The organism is Bacteroides sp. AM07-18 (assembly GCF_003602695.1).
Classification (GTDB): Bacteria; Bacteroidota; Bacteroidia; order Bacteroidales; family Bacteroidaceae; genus Bacteroides; species Bacteroides uniformis.
In genome coordinates, this window is sequence record NZ_QTLM01000002.1 from 338,144 (window position 1) to 356,478 (window position 18,335).

At 48.4% G+C, this 18,335-nt stretch carries 14 protein-coding genes; 10 read left to right on the top strand and 4 right to left on the bottom strand.

The features are described from left to right. Positions 1–19: 19 nt before the first annotated feature. Both DW096_RS04985 and mce read right to left on the bottom strand, forming a co-directional pair. Positions 20–1,573, bottom strand: a complete 1,554-nt coding sequence (locus DW096_RS04985) for an acyl-CoA carboxylase subunit beta (protein ID WP_005826784.1) — start codon at positions 1,571–1,573, stop codon at positions 20–22. Between the two features lie 58 nt (positions 1,574–1,631). Beyond that, a complete protein-coding gene (mce, locus tag DW096_RS04990; protein WP_118930938.1) occupies positions 1,632–2,048 on the bottom strand; it encodes a methylmalonyl-CoA epimerase in 417 nt (138 codons plus the stop codon). Positions 2,049–2,337: 289 nt separating this feature from the next. Between mce and DW096_RS04995 the strand changes: the two genes are divergently transcribed. From DW096_RS04995 to DW096_RS05005, 3 genes are all read left to right on the top strand, one after another. Then, positions 2,338–3,825, top strand: coding sequence for a TolC family protein (locus tag DW096_RS04995; RefSeq protein ID WP_005826781.1), 1,488 nt, complete (start codon positions 2,338–2,340; stop codon positions 3,823–3,825). Positions 3,826–3,968: 143 nt separating this feature from the next. After that, positions 3,969–5,330 carry a sigma-54 dependent transcriptional regulator gene (locus DW096_RS05000; protein WP_009036791.1) on the top strand — a complete coding sequence of 454 codons (1,362 nt, stop codon included), beginning with the start codon at positions 3,969–3,971 and terminating at the stop codon, positions 5,328–5,330. Next, complete coding sequence (locus DW096_RS05005) at positions 5,321–6,634, top strand: PAS domain-containing sensor histidine kinase (protein WP_008663734.1); 1,314 nt, start codon at positions 5,321–5,323, stop codon at positions 6,632–6,634. Before DW096_RS05000 ends, DW096_RS05005 begins: the two co-directional genes overlap by 10 nt. Before the next feature lie 33 nt (positions 6,635–6,667). On the opposite strand, the gene aspD is transcribed toward DW096_RS05005, so the two are convergent. Both aspD and aspT read right to left on the bottom strand, forming a co-directional pair. Beyond that, a complete protein-coding gene (gene aspD, locus DW096_RS05010) occupies positions 6,668–8,302 on the bottom strand; it encodes an aspartate 4-decarboxylase (protein ID WP_117962587.1) in 1,635 nt (544 codons plus the stop codon). 276 nt (positions 8,303–8,578) lie between these two features. Further along, positions 8,579–10,273 (bottom strand): aspartate-alanine antiporter, encoded by a 1,695-nt coding sequence (gene aspT, locus DW096_RS05015; RefSeq protein WP_005826770.1) that lies wholly within the window; start codon positions 10,271–10,273, stop codon positions 8,579–8,581. Positions 10,274–10,461: 188 nt separating this feature from the next. Here aspT and DW096_RS05020 point away from each other — a divergent pair, with 188 nt between their 5' ends. The 7 genes from DW096_RS05020 to DW096_RS05050 all read left to right on the top strand — a co-directional run bounded on the left by DW096_RS05020 (position 10,462) and on the right by DW096_RS05050 (position 18,273). Then, positions 10,462–12,999, top strand: a complete 2,538-nt coding sequence (locus DW096_RS05020) for a DUF5686 and carboxypeptidase-like regulatory domain-containing protein (protein ID WP_117962589.1) — start codon at positions 10,462–10,464, stop codon at positions 12,997–12,999. Positions 13,000–13,106: 107 nt separating this feature from the next. Next, positions 13,107–14,396 (top strand): inositol-3-phosphate synthase, encoded by a 1,290-nt coding sequence (locus DW096_RS05025; RefSeq protein ID WP_005835961.1) that lies wholly within the window; start codon positions 13,107–13,109, stop codon positions 14,394–14,396. A 138-nt stretch (positions 14,397–14,534) separates the two neighbouring features. Next, complete coding sequence (locus DW096_RS05030) at positions 14,535–15,008, top strand: phosphatidylglycerophosphatase A (RefSeq protein ID WP_005826764.1); 474 nt, start codon at positions 14,535–14,537, stop codon at positions 15,006–15,008. Continuing rightward, positions 14,993–15,520, top strand: a complete 528-nt coding sequence (locus tag DW096_RS05035; RefSeq protein WP_005826761.1) for a GtrA family protein — start codon at positions 14,993–14,995, stop codon at positions 15,518–15,520. Before DW096_RS05030 ends, DW096_RS05035 begins: the two co-directional genes overlap by 16 nt. Then, the gene (locus DW096_RS05040; RefSeq protein ID WP_005826758.1) at positions 15,510–16,163 is read left to right on the top strand and encodes a CDP-alcohol phosphatidyltransferase family protein; all 654 of its coding nucleotides are present in this window, start codon (positions 15,510–15,512) and stop codon (positions 16,161–16,163) included. Before DW096_RS05035 ends, DW096_RS05040 begins: the two co-directional genes overlap by 11 nt. After that, complete coding sequence (locus DW096_RS05045) at positions 16,160–17,092, top strand: phosphatase PAP2 family protein (protein WP_009036795.1); 933 nt, start codon at positions 16,160–16,162, stop codon at positions 17,090–17,092. Before DW096_RS05040 ends, DW096_RS05045 begins: the two co-directional genes overlap by 4 nt. 8 nt (positions 17,093–17,100) lie before the next feature. Beyond that, entirely contained in the window at positions 17,101–18,273 is a 1,173-nt protein-coding gene (locus tag DW096_RS05050; RefSeq protein ID WP_009036796.1) for an iron-containing alcohol dehydrogenase, read from the top strand. Positions 18,274–18,335: the final 62 nt, after the last annotated feature.

Genomic DNA, 18,335 nt, shown 5'->3' on the forward strand with positions numbered 1-18,335 from the left:
TTTAGTGTGAAAAGCTTGATTACAAGGGAATATTACCATGCTTCTTAGCCGGGTTAGTCAATTTCTTGGTTTGCAACTGTTGCAGGGCACGAATGATGCGGAAACGTGTGTTACGCGGTTCGATAACATCATCAATGTAGCCATATTTAGCTGCATTATAAGGATTGGCAAACAACTTGGTGTATTCAGCCTCTTTTTCAGCCAGGAATTGAGCCGGATTTTCCTGCTCTTTGGCTTCGCGGGCATATAATACTTCTACAGCACCTGCACCACCCATTACAGCGATTTCAGCAGTAGGCCAAGCATAATTCATGTCGCCACGCAGCTGCTTACAGCTCATCACGATGTGCGAACCACCGTAGGATTTACGCAGTGTGATGGTAACCTTGGGTACAGTAGCTTCACCGTATGCATACAGCAGTTTGGCACCGTGCAGGATGACGCCGTTGTACTCCTGGCCGGTTCCCGGAAGGAATCCCGGTACGTCTACCAATGATACGATAGGAATATTGAAGGCGTCGCAGAAACGGACGAAGCGTGCGCCCTTGCGGGATGCGTTGCTGTCGAGCACACCTGCCAGATACTTCGGCTGGTTGGCAACAATACCTACGGACTGTCCGTTGAAACGTGCGAAACCAATAATGATATTCTTTGAATAATCTTTTTGGATTTCGAGGAACTCACCATTATCTATGATAGCACCAATTACCTCGTACATATCGTACGGCTTGTTCGGGTTATCAGGAATGATGTCGTTCAGGGAATCTTCCAGACGGTCGATAGGGTCTGTACAGTCTACATAGGGAGCTTCTTCCAGGTTGTTCTGGGGAATGTAGCTCAACAGTTTGCGGATAAGAGCCAAACCTTCTTCTTCTGTCTGTGCAGTAAAATGAGTAACACCAGATTTGGTGGAGTGAACGCTCGCGCCACCCAGGTTTTCCTGGCTTACGTCTTCTCCGGTTACAGTCTTTACTACCTTCGGACCGGTAAGGAACATGTAGGATGTACCTTCCATCATCAAAGTAAAGTCTGTCAAGGCAGGAGAGTAAACGGCGCCACCGGCACAAGGACCGAAAATACCGGAAATCTGCGGAATGACACCCGAAGCAAGTATGTTACGTTGGAAGATTTCAGCGTAGCCAGCCAAGGCATTAATACCTTCCTGAATACGTGCACCGCCCGAGTCGTTGATACCGATACACGGAGCACCCATTTTCATGGCTTGGTCCATAATCTTACAGATTTTCAGAGACATGGTTTCGGACAGTGAACCGGCAGAAACTGTGAAGTCCTGTGCGAAGATATAAACCAGACGGCCTTCGATTGTACCGCAACCGGTTACTACACCGTCACCGGGGTAGTGTTTCTTTTCCATGCCGAAGTTGGTGCATCTATGTTCTACGAACATGTCCATTTCTTCGAAACTGCCTTCGTCGAGAAGCATGGCTATGCGCTCGCGAGCTGTATATTTACCCTTCTCGTGTTGCTTTGCAATCGCTTTTTCACCACCACCGAGACGTGCTGCAGCGCGGCGGTCTATAAGCTCTTTAATCTTTTCAAGTTGATTACTCATGAATTTATATTCTTTAAGTGTTTATACAATTTATGATTTGATGATTTTACAGTCTTGCTTATTCCGGTTTCTCGCAAAGCTCGGTCAGGACACCGAGAGTTGACTTCGGATGCAGGAATGCAATGTTCAGACCTTCTGCACCTTTGCGGGGAGCTTTGTCTATAAGGCGGATACCTTTTTCTTCGACTTCGGCAAGCGCACCGGCCACTCCGTCTTCAACGGTAAATGCCAGATGATGCATGCCACCGTTACCGTTGTTCTTTTCGATGAACTTGGCAATTGTGCTTTCGGGAGAAGTAGGTTCCAACAATTCGATCTTTACATCGCCCACTTTCAGGAAAGCGGTTCTAACTTTCTGATCTTCCACGGTTTCGATGTTGTAGCATTTCAAACCTAAAACGTTTTCGTAGTACGGAAGGGCTTCTTCAATGCTCTTAACGGCAATGCCCAGATGCTCAATGTGTGAAATCTTCATAACTATATAAATTAATGTTAGTATTGTATCCTTTTTAATAAAGGTATAAAGCAGCACAAAGAAAGAGAATTCTTCCTTAATAAAGAAATTTTTCATCAATTAATTAATGGTTAATTGAACTTTAGAAGGATTTTTTCAGACTTTAGATAGAGACCGGTTGTTTTCTTGATATCGTCCGCTAACGGACATCCCCACTGTCCGAAAATGAACACTTACCCCTCTATGAAACCTTTCCGGCCACTTGGCACACTCTTTGCTTTTCTGTTTGCGACAATTTTAAAGATTGAACATGAAAAAGAATATTTTACTTGCAGTTTGTTTTTTGATGCCGTTGGCAACCATGGCGCAGAATGATACTTTGGGACATGAACGCAATATTACGCTGTCGGAGGCCATTGTACTGGCCCGTACGCAGTCTGTGGATGCTGCTGTGGCATTGAATGAATTGAAAACCGCGTATTGGGAATACCGTACATTCCGTGCGGACTTGTTGCCGGAAGTGAATTTCACCGGTACACTACCCAACTATAACAAGTCCTACAGTACCTACCAGAATTCCGACGGCTCCTATAGCTTTGTTCGCAACAATACACTGGGGCTGTCCGGACAGCTTTCGGTAGACCAGAACATTTGGTTTACGGGGGGTAAGCTGTCACTGACTTCTTCGCTGGATTATCTCAAACAACTGGGTTCCGGAGGAGCGAAGCAGTTCATGTCAGTCCCCGTGAGCCTGGAGTTGACGCAGCCGGTCTTCGGAGTGAATACCTTGAAGTGGAACCGCCGTATAGAGCCCGTACGCTATGCCGAGGCAAAGGCCGAGTTCATTTCAGCTACGGAAGAGGTGACGATGAAAACCATCACTTATTTCTTTGAGTTGCTGCTGGCCAAAGAATCGCTCGCTACCGCCATGCAGAACAAGACGAATGCCGACCGCCTTTATGAAGTGGCCATAGCCAAACGTAAAATGGGACAGATATCCGAGAATGATTTGTTGCAGCTTAAACTGAATTCATTGCAGGGCAAGGCCGACGTGACTGAGGCAGAGAGCAACCTGAATGCAAAAATGTTCCAGCTCCGTTCTTTCCTCGGGGTGTCCGAGCAGGAAAGCCTGAATCCGGTGTTGCCCGCCACTGTTCCCGATATAAAGATGGAGTATGACCGTGTGCTGAACAAGGCACTGGAACGCAACTCCTTTGCACAGAACATTCGCCGCCGCCAGCTCGAAGCTGATTATGAAGTGGCAACGGCACGCGGAAACTTGCGCAGCATCGACCTCTTTGCCAGTGTGGGCTATACGGGGCAGAACCATGAATTCTCTTCAGCCTACCGGGACTTGCTTGATAATCAGATTGTGCAGGTAGGCGTCAAGATTCCTATCCTTGACTGGGGCAAGCGCCGCGGCAAGGTAAGGGTGGCAAAGAGCAACCGTGAAGTGGTCTTGTCCAGAATCCGTCAGGAACAGATGGACTTTAACCAGGACATCTTTTTGCTGGTGGCTAACTTCAACAACCAGGCGCAACAGCTGGACATAGCCGAAGAGGCGGATGTCATTGCTGAGAAGCGTTACAAGACCAGTGTAGAGACCTTTATGATAGGTAAAATCAGCACCCTGGACCTGAACGATGCACAGAACTCTAAAGACGAAGCCCGTCAAAAGCATATTTCAGAGCTGTACTACTATTGGTATTACTTCTATCAGCTCCGCAGCTTGACCCTTTGGGATTTTGAACGCGATACGGAATTGGAAGCTGATTTTGAAGAGGTGGTAAGAGGATAAGTCGACGGGTTGCAAGTGATAAGTTATGAGTTATTTGCCGGTAAAAGTACCGTATATGCGATATTATAGGTAAATAACTTATAACTTATCATTCATAACTCTGCTTTTTTACTTATTTTTGCGGGAAACAAACTACAATTTTTATGATACTGATAATAGACGACGATAGTGCTGTGCGCTCTTCCCTCAGCTTTATGCTGAAGCGTGCCGGATATGAGGTGAAAACGGCTCCAAGTCCTCGCGAAGCTATGGACATAGTGAGGGCCGAAGCTCCCGCCTTGATTTTGATGGATATGAACTTCACTCTTTCCACTACCGGAGAAGAGGGACTTACCTTATTGAAGCAGGTAAAGGTGTTCCGTCCCGATGTGCCCGTTATTTTGATGACGGCATGGGGAAGTATCCAGCTTGCCGTGCAGGGTATGCAGGCCGGCGCATTCGATTTCATAACCAAGCCTTGGAACAATGCTGCTCTTTTGCAGCGCATCGAGACGGCCCTTGAGCTTACGGCCGCCCCGAAAGAGGTGCCGGAAGAACAGACTACCGCATTGAATCGCAGCCATATTATAGGTAAGTCCAAAGGGTTGATGGAAGTGTTGAACACAGTGGCCCGCATAGCCCGTACCAATGCTTCGGTGCTGATTACGGGCGAAAGCGGAACGGGCAAGGAGCTGATTGCCGAAGCCATCCATATCAACAGCCAACGCGTGAAGCAGCCCTTTGTTAAGGTGAACCTTGGTGGCATCTCGCAGAGCTTGTTCGAGAGCGAGATGTTCGGCCATAAGAAAGGGGCGTTTACCGATGCCAGCGCCGACCGTATAGGGCGTTTTGAAATGGCAAATAAAGGTACTATCTTCCTCGACGAGATTGGTGACCTCGACCCTTCCTGCCAGGTGAAACTGCTGCGCGTGCTTCAAGACCAGACATTCGAAGTGCTGGGCGATAGCCGTCCCCGCAAAGTCGATGTGCGCGTTGTGTCCGCCACTAATGCAGACCTCCGCAAGATGGTGTCCGAACGTACTTTCCGTGAAGACCTTTTTTACCGTATCAACCTGATTACCGTAAAACTGCCCTCCTTGCGGGAGCGCCGTGAGGATATACCTTTGCTGGCACGTCATTTTGCCGACCGTCAGGCAGAGGTGAACGGCTTGCCGCGTACGGATTTCTCGGCCGACGCTCTGAATTTCCTTTCCCGCCTGCCTTATCCGGGCAACATTCGTGAGTTGAAGAATCTGGTGGAGCGTACCATTCTGGTCAGCGGCAAGCCGGTGCTGGATGCCACGGATTTCGATGCCCAATATCTGCGTCACGACGAACCGGCCAAAGCTGCCGAAGGTACTTCTTTTGCAGGTATGACCTTGGATGAAATAGAGCGGCAGACTATCTTGCAGGCGTTGGAACAGCATAAAGGGAATCTCAGTCAAGTGGCAGTGTCATTAGGCATCAGCCGCGCTGCGCTTTACAGACGTTTGGAAAAATATAATATTCAAGTCCCGTGCGCATAAAATTCTTTTTCTTCATACTCGTCCTTTTTCTGCTCGGTCTGGGTGGAATGCTGGTATATCTGCTGAGTGGAAAGCCTTCTTTGTATCTGTACGTATTGGAGGGGCTCATCGGGTTTATCCTTATCTATCTGATAGTATTCTATAATAAGATAGTGAAGCCGATGAACACCATAGGCAGCGGTATGGAGTTGCTGCGCGAGCAGGATTTCAGTAGTCGTCTCAGCCGGGTAGGGCAGTACGAGGCAGACCGCATTGTGAATATCTTTAACCGAATGATGGAGCAGCTCAAGAATGAACGGTTGCGCATGCGCGAGCAGAATCACTTCTTGGATTTGTTGATTCAGGCATCTCCAATGGGGGTTATTATCCTGACAATGGACGATGAAGTGTCGCAACTGAATCCGATGGCGGTAAAGATGCTCGGTGTCCGTATGGAGGAGGCGATGACAAAACGGCTGGACCAGATGGACTCCCCGTTGGCTGCCGAACTTTCGTCTATTCCCAAAGACGAGACGGCGGTGGTCCGTCTCAATGATGCGAATATTTATAAATGCACCCATTCTTCTTTTATTGACAGAGGGTTCAAACATCCTTTTTTCTTGATAGAGCGTATGACGGAAGAAGTGATGCGTGCCGAGAAGCGTGCCTATGAAAAGGTAATCCGCATGATAGCTCATGAAGTGAACAATACCACTGCGGGCATCACTTCCACACTCGATACAGTGGAGCAGGCACTTTCTACAGAAGATGATATGGAGGACATCTGCGACGTGATGCGCGTCTGTACGGAGCGTTGTTTCTCGATGAGCCGTTTCATTACCCGTTTTGCAGATGTGGTAAAGATACCTGAACCTACCCTGGCACCCGTCCAACTGAATGAGTTGGTGTCCATGTGCAAGCGTTTCATGGAAGGAATGTGCAATGACCGCAATATAGAGCTACGTCTGGAATGCGACCCGGAGGTGGGAATGGTGCGTATGGATGCTTCTCTTTTTGAGCAGGTGCTTGTGAATATCATCAAGAATGCCGCCGAAAGTATAGAGGGGGACGCCGGAGAAAACGGACAGCAAGGTGAGATAATAGTAAGGACCACTGCCCCCGCTTCTGTCGAAGTCGTTGACAATGGTCCGGGGATAAGTAAAGAGACCGAAGCTAAACTCTTCAGCCCCTTCTTTTCCACCAAGCCGAACGGGCAGGGAATTGGCCTGGTGTTTATCCGGGAAGTTTTGAGCCGTCATGGTTGCACGTTCTCCCTGCGTACCTACAGCGATGGATTGACCCGCTTCCGTATACTATTTAATTAAAATTTGAAAGTTTTACCTTTCACCTTTCAATTTTCAATTTTTACCTTTCGCCTTTCCATTTTTAAAGAATTCTTTTGCATACTCCTCCAGTATCTTTTTGATGCCTTGGCCGATGGTTGCATAGTCTTTCTCGTCCAGATTGGCGAGTGAGGCGCGTACGCTCCATTCGGGGCCGTCAAAACCACCGCCGTTCAGCAGCACCAGAGAGGTTTCTTTGGCAAGGCGGAAGACTACGTTCAGCGGGCTGTAGGTACGTTTCAGATATTCTACAAAGTCGTCCCCATAGAACTTCTTTGCCCAAACCAGCATGTCGATTTCTGTATAATAACCTACGCGCAACGGGTCTTCCGTCAGCGTGAAACCGGTATTCTCCCAAAGGGCATGCAATCGGCGGCGGATAATCTCCTGCATCTTTTGCTTGTATTTGTTTTCCTTGTCCAGCAGGGCAAAGGCGGCGAAAAGGCCCATCTGCATCTGTTGTGGCAATGACAGTCCGGCGGTATGGTTCAGTGCCACCTGACGGCTGTCGGCAACCATACGGTCGATAAACTTCAGTTTTTCAGGTTCCAGAGTGAGGGTGGAGTAGCGGTGGTGCAGAATCTCCCGTTTCTCTTTCGGCAGTTTGGCTATCAGCTTGTCGAACAGGTTGAATTCGTGCAGGGCAATGACCGCATTGCGCCATCCGGTGGCACCGAAGTATTTGGAGAATGAATAGACGCAAAGCGTATTGTAGGGAATTTCTGCCATGAACGAACGGAAGTGTGGACTGAATGTACCGTATACGTCGTCTGTAATAATCATCAGATTAGGGTTGTCATTCCTGACGATGCTCACGATGCGCGCCATTGTATCCGGACTGAGTGTGTAGCTGGGCGGATTACTGGGATTGGTGACAAAGAGGGCCTTGATTTTAGGGCTTTTCAAGCGGTCTATGTCTTCGTCGCTGTACTGCCAGAGGTGCATCCCTTCGTTATTCATGCGGTTGGCATGTATTTTGGTCACTCGAAACTGGTAGCGGCTGAGTTGTGGGATTTCAATATAGGGGGTAAAGGCAGGAACCATGAGGACGATGCCGTCCCCTTTGTTCAGCAGGAAGTTTTCCTGCAGGGAGTCGAAGATGTAGCACATGGCGGCTGTTCCACCTTCGGTGGCAAACAGGTCATAGGCACCCCGGGGAGGACGGTTGTCGCACATCTCTTGCGAAAGGTAATCTTGCACAAGGATTTCCGTAAAATGAAGGATGCGGTCGGGCACGGGATACTGATCGCCTACAATGCTTTCGGCCCATTCGTGTACAAGGCTGTCGGGGTCGGCGGCATGCTGCATCAGCAGGTAGTTGTAGGTTTGTTCCAGCAATTTGGCGCCCGGTACGTTATTGTTCTTTTTCAGGAAGGCTTCGAAGCGGGAGGCAATGCCTTTTTTTTCGGGGATGCCTGCAATGCCCTCGGGCAAATCCATGATGCGGCGGCACTCTTCCAGGCCGAAGCTTCCCAATAGGAAGAAGGCTTCGCGTGGAGCGGTTGCAATCCAGTTGGGGTTGCCGCGCCCTGCGTTCAGCATGGTACGGGCGGTTTTCTTCAGACTCTCGTCTGCCATGTCTATCAGGCGGTTCTTCAGTTCGAAAGGACTGATAGATTCCATTTTCTTTTCTAAAAGTTTTGTATCCATAAGCTCAAGTTTAGGTTCGTTATTTATTGTTTTCAGTCATTCGGCGAATAATCTCTGTTCATGCGGTATACTATTTCTTTCCTTGCTTGAAATTAATCGTCCGATATATGTTTCCTTTTCGTCCGACAGTTGTTGAATCATCGTCCGACAACTGTTGAATTATCGTCCGACAGCTGTCGGACGAATAGCTATTAGTGAATGGGTATATAGTCGCTTGCATTTCCGGCAATAATTCTTTGAATGCTCCGGATTAGTAAGCATTGGTACAGAATCGTCTTATATTAGCAAAACGATGACTACACCCCATATTATTAATAAGGTATTGCCCACGGCATAGGTCACGGTGTATCCCAGAGCAGGTGTCTCACTCTCAACGGCATCCTGCACCGCGCCTAAAGCGGCCGTAGTGGTACGTGCCCCCGCGCAGACGCCCAAAGCCAGTGCCGGATGGAACTTGAAAACATACCTTGCCAGCAGCAAGCCGATAATCAGCGGCAGGGTGGTGGCGGCTGCTCCCACCAGGAACAGGCTGATACCTACGTCGTGGAAGCCCTGCACGAAACTGGGACCTGCCGAAATGCCCACTACCGCGATGAACATGTTCAGACCGACATTGTTCAACACCCATTGCGAAGGTTCGGGAATGCGCCCGAAGGTGGGGTGCTTACTGCGGAGCCAGCCGAAGAACAAGCCGGCAATCAATGCGCCGCCGCTTGTGCTCAAGCTGATGGGGATGCCGCCGATATGGACGGAAAGTGCTCCGAACAAACCTCCGACAAGGATACCCAGGCCTACGAATATCATGTCCGTCTGGTTGGTAGGGCGGTCTATATACCCCAGACGTTTGGCTGCTGCTTCCACTTCCTGCCTGGTACCTACCACTTCGATGACGTCGCCGGCATCTACTACCGTTTGTGCCAGCACGGGAATGGATATTCCGGCGCGCTTGATGCTCCGGATACTGACACCGTGCATGAACTTTTCCCTTCGGATAACTGCAACCGTCTTGCCGGCAACCGTCTTGCGTGTGATTGTAACCGGTAACTTTTCGGCAGGAAAATCCAGGAGCTGGGCATCTTGTACTTCCGGCCCTATCCAGCTTTCTTCGCCTATGATGTATTCGCGGCGTCCGCTTAGCACTACTTCGTCTCCCGGCTCTATCTGTATGTTCATGCTGACTTCCACCACAACTCCGGATTTGCGGAGGCGTTCCACAAATAGACGTTTGTCGTGCTGCCGGAAGTAGACTTCCAGGTCAATCACCCGCTTTCCATTCTTGAACCATTCGTTTTCGACCCGGTAGGCACGGAAAGTGACGGGGCGTGCCGCCGGCATGAATCCCGGTTCGTCAGCCAGAGAGCTGCCCATCTTCGCCTCCAGTTCCTTGCAGGCGGCTTTCACCTTTTCCAGCCCGCCTAGCATCTTGGGACCAATGGATGATAGGACCCATGCCGAGCCTGCCGTACCGAAAATGTAGGTGACGGCGTAGGATACGGGAATGATGTTGACGTAACTTTGTCGTTGGGCCTCGTCCAGTCCCATATTGGCCATGGTGTCTTCTGCCACTCCGATGACGGCGGAGATGGTTTGCGAACCGGCCAGCAGTCCGGCAGCTTCACCGGCATTGTAGCCCATCATCAGGGCCAGCAGCCAGGTCACTAACAGTACGGATACACACATCAGTACGGCAAAGCCCACTTGGGGCAATCCGTCCTTTTTCAGTCCGCGGAAGAACTGGGGACCCACTTTATAGCCCACGGCAAAAAGGAAAAGCAGAAAAAATACCGACTTTATCGGACCCGGTACGGCTATATTCAGTTGCCCTACCAGTACGCCTACAAGCAGTACACTGGTCACTGTGCCCAGCGTAAACTTACCGATACGCAGTTTCCCCAGCCAGAATCCCAGGAATATAGTGAGGAAAATGGCAAGTTCGGGGCGTTCCCTGAGCTGGTTGAAAATCCATTCCATAATCAAGTTGTTTAGGTTATATATTGGTTGTTCCGATGCTTTCTGGAGCGTCGTTTCGCTATACAACGGCTTTTAACGGGAAGTGTTTTGTACAAAAGGAGTTTTTTAGAACATTTATTCCGTAAAACCGAACTTTAAGAAAAAGTTTTCTTCCGTACCTTTGCCATCCAAATTAGGTAAAACAAGGTATGAAGTTGTTTTTTAGGGTATTTCTGCTTATCCAGCTGGTTACTCTTCCATTGAGAGCACAATATATGGTGCAAGGCGTTGTCACCGATTCGTTGACGAAGGAGCCGTTGCCTTATACGTCAGTTTATCTGAAAGGAACTACGGAGGGAGGGATGACGGACAATAACGGCCGTTTTTCCTTCAAGACCTATCGCCCGGAGGCCACGCTGGTCATTTCGGCCGTGGGATATAATGAATATGTCCGGCTGATTCATCCTGCAAAGTCTTCTAAGTTCAATATTGCCCTTTCGCCAGCCACTTATGCACTGGATGAGGTGGTGGTGAAGCCGAAACGTGAACGGTATAAGAAAAAGGATAATCCCGCAGTGGAGTTTGTACGCAAGATGATAGAGCATCGGGATGACTACTCGCCCGACGAACGCGACTTCTGGAAACGTGACCGCTATGAAAAGATGACTTTTGCCATCAATAACTTCGACAGCTTGAAGCAACAGAAGTGGCTTTACCGTAAGTTCAAGTTTCTGACGGATTATGTCGATACCTCTGCCGTTACCGGCAGGCCGGTACTGGCCATCTCCAACCGTGAGTTGCTTGCCACAGACTATTACCGCAAGTCTCCGCATAGCCGGAAACAGTGGGTCACCGCCCGCAGGCAGGCAGGAGTGGACGAAATGCTTTCCCAGCAGGGTATGGAGCAGGCTATCAGTGTCACCATGACCGATGTAGACCTTTATGAGAACAACATCACCTTGTTCACCAATAAGTTTGTCAGTCCGCTTTCCTCCCTTGGGCCGTCTTTCTACAAATATTATCTGATGGATACGCTTACCGTTGCCGGAAAGCCTTGTGTTGACTTGACATTTGTCCCTTTCAACTCCGAGTCGTTCGGTTTTACGGGACATTTATACGTCATGCTGGACAGTACCTATTTTGTAAAGCGTACCGTCATGAACTTTCCTCAGAAAATAAATCTGAACTTTGTGGACTACATGAAGATTGAACAGAATTTTGACCGCGCGGAGGACGGTACGAGGCAGTTGCTCAATGAGAGTATCACTACGGAGTTCAAGTTGGTGGACAATAGTGACGGTATTTATGCCAAGCGGGATGTGTATTACAGAAATTATCAGTATGAACCGGATGACAAGGCTCTGCAGGCTTTCCGAAAACCGGAAAAGGTGATTGAAGAGACATCGGCTTCCGGCTATTCGGAAGCATATTGGGATGCCAACCGCCAGGTGGAAGTCAGCAAGAAAGAAACTTCGGTGGACAAGATGATGGCCCAGTTGCGCAGCTATCCCGTTTATTTCTGGACGGAGAAAGTGTTGAAGGTGCTGTTCACGGGGTATATTCCCGCTCCGAAGGAAAAAGAACCTTTGTTCTATATCGGTATGATGAATACCACCATCAGCGGAAATACACTGGAAGGGGTGCGCTTGCGTGCCGGCGGTATGACGACGGCATGGCTCAATCCGCATCTGTTCGGTAGGGGGTATATGGCATACGGTTTTCGCGACCATCGTGTAAAAGGACTTGCCGAACTGGAATATTCTTTTCATAAGAAGAAGGAATATGCCAATGAATTTCCTATACATTCGTTGAAGCTCCGTTACTTGTCAGATGTCAATCAATATGGACAACACTATCTTTATACCAGTCAGGACAATGTTTTTCTTGCTTTGAAACGTCAGAAGGATGACCGTATCGGTTATCAGCGGAAGGCGGAACTGACCTATACCAATGAGTTCCATTCCGGTTTTTCCGTACAGATGACGACGCGTCTGCGTAAAGATGAATCATCCCATCTGATTCCTTTCGTCAAGCAGGACGACCATAATACGTATGTAAAAAGTATTTCGACCAGTGAACTGGAATTGAAGCTGCGCTATGCTCCCAACGAGAAATTCTTCCAGACCCAATGGAACCGTTTCCCCGTTTCGCTGGATGCTCCGGTCTTTTCGCTTACACATACCATGGCTGCCAAAGGGGTACTGGGAGGAGACTATACCTATCACTATACGGAAGCGGGTTTTCAAAAGCGTTTCTGGTTCTCAGCATTCGGTTATACGGACGTTATCCTGAAGGCCGGGAAAGTATGGAACAAGGTTCCTTTCCCTTTGCTCGTCATTCCCAACGCGAACTTGTCCTATACCATACAGCCCGAGTCCTATTCACTGATGAATGCCATGGAATTCATGAACGATGAATACGCTTCCTGGGATGTGACCTATTACTTGAACGGCTGGCTCTTCAACCGTATTCCTTTGTTGAAAAAGTTGAAATGGCGTGAAGTACTTTCCTGCCGCGGCTTGTATGGGAATTTGAGTGATAAGAATAATCCGGCTTTTCAGCAGGATTTGTTCCGTTTTCCTGCTGGAAGTACCACCATGGGACATACGCCATACGTAGAGGCAGGTGTAGGCATTGAAAATATTTTCAAGGTGTTGCGTGTCGATTATGTATGGCGTCTGACTTACCGAAATTTACCGGATGTAGACAAATCCGGGCTCAGAATCAGTCTACACATGACATTTTAACTTAAATCTTACTAATAGGACATTAAATCGGATAAAATGACTAATCCCAATTGAGTAAAATACCCTAAATTTGAGCAATTTTTTAAACTCTAAATAATACAATGGCAATGAAAGAAAACATTAAGCCGGCAACCGGACGCTTGGGCGTGCTGGTAGTCGGAGTAGGTGGTGCGGTTGCAACCACCATGATTACCGGTACATTAGCTGCTCGCAAGGGCTTGGCAAAAGCTATAGGCTCAATCACACAAATGGCTGCTATGCGCATGCAGGATGGCAAAGAAAAACTTATCAAAGACATAGTGCCTTTGGCTGATTTGAATGATATCGTTTTCGGCGGTTGGGACATTTTCCCGGACAACGCCTACGAAGCTGCTATGTATGCCGAGGTTTTGAAAGAGAAAGACTTGAATTTGGTAAAAGACGAACTGCAAGCCATCAAGCCGATGCCTGCTGCATTCGACCACAATTTTGCAAAACGTTTGAACGGTACGCATATTAAGAAGGCTGCTACTCGCTGGGAAATGACAGAGCAGTTGCGTGAGGATATCCGTAACTTCAAGGCAGCCAATAACTGCGAGCGTATTGCTGTGCTGTGGGCTGCAAGTACCGAAATATATATTCCGCTGTCCAAAGAGCACGAATCTCTCGCTGCTTTGGAGCAGGCAATGAAGGAAAACAATACTGAAGTTATCTCTCCGAGTATGTGCTATGCATATGCTGCCATTGCAGAAGGCGCTCCGTTTATTATGGGTGCTCCTAATCTGTGTGTGGATACTCCGGCTATGTGGGAATTCTCCAAGAAAATGAATGTGCCCATTTCCGGTAAGGACTTCAAGAGTGGCCAGACTTTGATGAAGACGGTGCTTGCTCCGATGTTCAAGACCCGTATGTTGGGTGTAAGCGGCTGGTTCTCTACGAATATTCTGGGTAACCGTGACGGCGAGGTACTCGACCAACCGGAGAACTTCAAGACAAAAGAGGTCAGCAAGCTGTCTGTTATCGACAATATCTTCGAACCGGAGAAATATCCTGACTTGTACGGTGATGTTTATCATAAGGTACGCATCAACTACTATCCTCCTCGTAAGGATAACAAGGAAGCATGGGACAACATCGATATTTTCGGCTGGATGGGCTATCCGATGGAAATCAAGGTTAACTTCCTGTGCCGTGACTCCATTCTTGCTGCTCCCATCGCGCTCGACTTGGTTATTTTCAGTGATTTGGCATTGCGTGCAGGTATGTGCGGCATCCAGACGTGGCTGTCCTTCTTCTGCAAGAGCCCGATGCACGATTTCGAGCATGAGCCGGTACACGATTTGTTCCAGCAATGGCGCATGGTGAAAGAGACTCTCCGCAACATGGTGGGTGAAACTGCACCAAGTTATTTGGATTAAAAAAACAGTGATAAGGTGATAGAAATAAGGTGGTAAGGTGATAGAGTGATAGCACTTTACCACTTTATCACTTTTATTACTTTATTGCATTTATCACTTTACCGTTTTTATCGCATTTATCACCTTATTACTTTTTTGATGAAGAAACCCTCCCTCCTCCCAGTCATTATCGGTACGGGCTTTGGCTCGGGCTTTTCTCCTTTTGCACCCGGCACTGCGGGAGCTTTGCTGGCTACGCTTATCTGGTTCGGGTTGTCTTATCTGGTTTCAAGTGCCTGCCTTTTGTGGCTGACAGTAGCATTGATTTTGGTATTTACACTTGCCGGTATCTGGGCTGCCAACCGCCTGGAGGCATCTTGGGGCGAAGACCCTTCGCGCGTGGTGGTCGATGAAATGGTCGGTGTGTGGATTGCCTTGCTTGCGGCGCCCGCCGGACATGTATGGTATGCATTGGGAGCATTTGTCTTGTTCCGTTTGTTTGATATATTCAAGCCCTTGGGCATTCGCCGTATGGAAAGTCTGCCGGGTGGAATCGGGGTAATGATGGACGATATTCTGTCTGGAGTCTACGGATTTATAATTTTGATTGTGGCAAGATGGATAATCAGTTGAAATCAAATGGCAAAGGTGTGTCGTGGCGCCATTCTGTCTGGATCTTCTTCAAGGCCCAGATTTCTGCGCAATTCGCAAGCTTTGTCGATTTTCTGGTGACTATCCTTCTGGTAAAGGCTTTTGCTGTTTTTTATCTTTATGCCACATTCACGGGTTCCGTGGTAGGAGGCATTGTAAACTGTGCCATTAATTACGGATGGGTGTTCCATGCCGAAGACTGTAAGAAAACGCATGTTGCCGTGAAATATCTCTTTGTCTGGGGAGGCAGCATTATACTGAATACCTGGGGCACTTTTGCATTGACCGAGTGGCTTACCGGCATGACATGGGTCAATGGATTGTTGGGATATTATATCGACAATGTATTTATTCTGTCAAAGATAATTGTAGCAGTGCTGGTAGCTTTTTTTTGGAACTACCATCTGCAACGTTTTTTCGTTTATCGTAATCACAATATAAAAGGCTTTCTGAAACATTATTTAGAGAACAAAAAAGACGAATATGAATTATAGAGATTGGTTGCAGCAGGTGATATACAAGATTATCAACCCTGTGGTGCATGGTATGATTAGAATTGGCATTACGCCTAACTTTATTACGACTACGGGGCTGGTACTGAATATCGTGGCGGCTGCCTTGTTTGTGTATGCAGGAGTGTACAAGAGTGGTGAACTGGCCTATGTAGGCTGGGGAGGCGGTATTGTGCTCTTTGCCGGGTTGTTTGATATGATGGACGGACGCGTGGCACGCGTGGGTAAAATGAGTTCTACTTTCGGTGCGCTCTACGACTCCGTACTCGACCGTTACAGCGAGCTCGTGACATTGTTCGGCATCTTCTATTACCTGATGCTGCAAGGCTATTTGTGGGGCTCCATCATTACATTCATTGCGCTGATAGGTTCGCTGATGGTGAGTTACGTGCGTGCCCGTGCCGAAGGTTTGGGGCTGGAGTGTAAAGTGGGTTTCATGCAGCGCCCCGAACGCGTTGTGCTGACTGCCCTCGGTGCCATGTTCTGCGGTATCTTTGGTGATTGTACTTTATTCGACCCGATGCTGATACTGATTGTGCCTATGGCAGTGATTGCAATATTGGCGAATTTGACGGCATTTGCCCGCTTGGCGCATTGCTATAAACTACTGAAAGACAAGGAATGAAAAATAGTTTGTTTCCCTCTGTGAGAGAGGCGGTGCTGGTGATTGTCATCACAGCGTTTTTCCTGATTCTGACAGCGGTCTGTATCGGGCTTCGTCCGGAACATTTCCTGATGGCGGGTGTATTTTTGGTATTGTTCTTTGCCGGACAGATAACCCGTAAGTTGGCAGTGGCGCTGTTGCCGTTTTTCATATTCGGCATTTCGTATGACTGGATGCGCGTATATCCCAATTACCAGGTGAATCCCATTGATGTAAAAGGACTTTATGAGGCAGAAAAATCCCTTTTTGGCTTGTCTGTAGACGGTGCTGTCCTTATCCCTTGTGAGTATTTTGCTTTGAACCATTGTCCTGTTGCCGATTTCTTTGCCGGGATATTCTACCTCTGTTGGGTACCGGTTCCCATTGCATTCGGGTTGTGGCTCTATCTGAAGGGTGACCGTAAGGTATATCTTCGTTTTGCGATGGTGTTCCTGCTGGTTAATCTCATCGGTTTTGCCGGCTATTACATCCATCCCGCTGCTCCGCCCTGGTATGCCATGAATTATGGTTTCGAGCCGATACTCGACACTCCGGGCAATGTGGCAGGCTTAGGGCGCTTTGACGAATTGCTGGGATGTTCCATCTTCAACTCCATTTACGGAAGGAATGCCAATGTATTTGCAGCAGTGCCCTCGCTCCATGCCGCCTATATGGTGGTGGCTTTGGCTTACGCGGTTATGGACCGCAGCAAAAAGTGGTTGATAGCGTTGTTTGCGGTGATTATGGTCGGTATCTGGTGGACGGCTGTCTATTCGGGACACCATTATCTGATTGATGTGATGCTGGGCATCTCTTGTGCATTGCTGGGTATTTTTGTTTTTGAGAAAGGACTGATGAAGTGGGGAGCGTTCGGACGCTTCTTTGAAAGATACAGTCGATACATTAAATAAGGTATACAATGAATAATTTTGTTTTTTATAGTCCTACAGAGTTTGTCTTTGGCAAGAATACTGAAGTGCAAGTCGGTGCATTGGCGCGTAAGTATGGTGCACAAAAAGTGATGATAGTATATGGAGGCGGTTCTGTTGTACGGAGTGGTCTGCTGGATAGAGTGAAGCAATCCTTGCAGGAAGCCGGTGTGGCTTATTGCGAAATGGGAGGTGTCCAGCCCAATCCCATTGACGGGAAGGTATACGAAGGTATTCAGCTTTGCTGTCGTGAGCAGGTGGATATGATGCTTCCTGTGGGAGGTGGTTCGGTCATAGATACGGCAAAGGCCATTGCTGCCGGAGCCCTCTATGATGGTGACTTTTGGGATTTCTTTATCGGTCGTGCCAAGGTGGAGAAAGCGTTGAAAGTAGCCGTGGTGCTGACTATCCCGGCTGCCGGAAGCGAAGGTTCGGGCAATACGGTAATTACCAAGACAGAGACACTCCAAAAACTGGGGCTCTGTGCCCCCGAGCATTTGCGTCCCGTATTTTCCATCATGAATCCTGAACTGACCTACACTCTCCCAGCTTATCAGACGGCTTGTGGTATTGCCGACATGATGGCTCACATCATGGAGCGTTATTTCACAAATACACCGGATGTGGAAATCAGCGACCGGCTTTGCGAAGGCACCTTGACAGCTATCATTAAAGAAGCTTACCGGGTGAAACAGCAACCGGACAACTATGCCGCGCGTGCCAACATTATGTGGTGTGGCACTGTGGCGCATAACGGAACTTGTGGGGTAGGGCGTGAGGAAGACTGGGCATCCCATGCACTGGAACATGAAATCAGTGCTATCTATAATGTAGCCCACGGTGCCGGCTTAGCTGTAATCTTCCCTGCCTGGATGGCTTTTATGGCAGAACATAATCCGGCAAAGATAGCCCAGTTTGCCCACCGCGTTTTTGATATACCCAAGTCCGAAGATTTGGAAGAGATGGCTTTGGCTGGTACCGCCCGCCTGAAACACTTTTTCCGTTACATGGGCTTGCCGGTTAGCTTTAAGGAGTTGGGCATCGAGCATCCCGATATAGACCGTATGCTCGTCAGTCTGCAGCGCAATAAAGGCGAACTGCTTGGCAACTACGTGAAGCTGACCATGACTGATTGCAGGGAAATCTATCGTTTGGCTTTATAGCGGAAGGCATGTTTGGGGAGAGCTCCCCCAAAGCAAGAGATAAAAAAGACGGCGAAGATAAA

Bases quoted from the DNA above. Each gene is read 5' to 3' on its own strand.
- DW096_RS04985 (WP_005826784.1), bottom strand. From the start codon at position 1,573: ATGAGTAATCAACTTGAAAAGATTAAAGAGCTTATAGACCGCCGCGCT.
- DW096_RS05050 (WP_009036796.1), top strand. From the start codon at position 17,101: ATGAATAATTTTGTTTTTTATAGTCCTACAGAGTTTGTCTTTGGCAAG.
- DW096_RS05000 (WP_009036791.1), top strand. From the start codon at position 3,969: ATGATACTGATAATAGACGACGATAGTGCTGTGCGCTCTTCCCTCAGC.
- DW096_RS05040 (WP_005826758.1), top strand. From the start codon at position 15,510: ATGAATTATAGAGATTGGTTGCAGCAGGTGATATACAAGATTATCAAC.
- aspD (WP_117962587.1), bottom strand. From the start codon at position 8,302: ATGGATACAAAACTTTTAGAAAAGAAAATGGAATCTATCAGTCCTTTC.
- DW096_RS05020 (WP_117962589.1), top strand. From the start codon at position 10,462: ATGAAGTTGTTTTTTAGGGTATTTCTGCTTATCCAGCTGGTTACTCTT.
- aspT (WP_005826770.1), bottom strand. From the start codon at position 10,273: ATGGAATGGATTTTCAACCAGCTCAGGGAACGCCCCGAACTTGCCATT.
- DW096_RS05045 (WP_009036795.1), top strand. From the start codon at position 16,160: ATGAAAAATAGTTTGTTTCCCTCTGTGAGAGAGGCGGTGCTGGTGATT.
- DW096_RS05025 (WP_005835961.1), top strand. From the start codon at position 13,107: ATGAAAGAAAACATTAAGCCGGCAACCGGACGCTTGGGCGTGCTGGTA.
- mce (WP_118930938.1), bottom strand. From the start codon at position 2,048: ATGAAGATTTCACACATTGAGCATCTGGGCATTGCCGTTAAGAGCATT.
- DW096_RS05035 (WP_005826761.1), top strand. From the start codon at position 14,993: ATGGATAATCAGTTGAAATCAAATGGCAAAGGTGTGTCGTGGCGCCAT.
- DW096_RS04995 (WP_005826781.1), top strand. From the start codon at position 2,338: ATGAAAAAGAATATTTTACTTGCAGTTTGTTTTTTGATGCCGTTGGCA.
- DW096_RS05030 (WP_005826764.1), top strand. From the start codon at position 14,535: ATGAAGAAACCCTCCCTCCTCCCAGTCATTATCGGTACGGGCTTTGGC.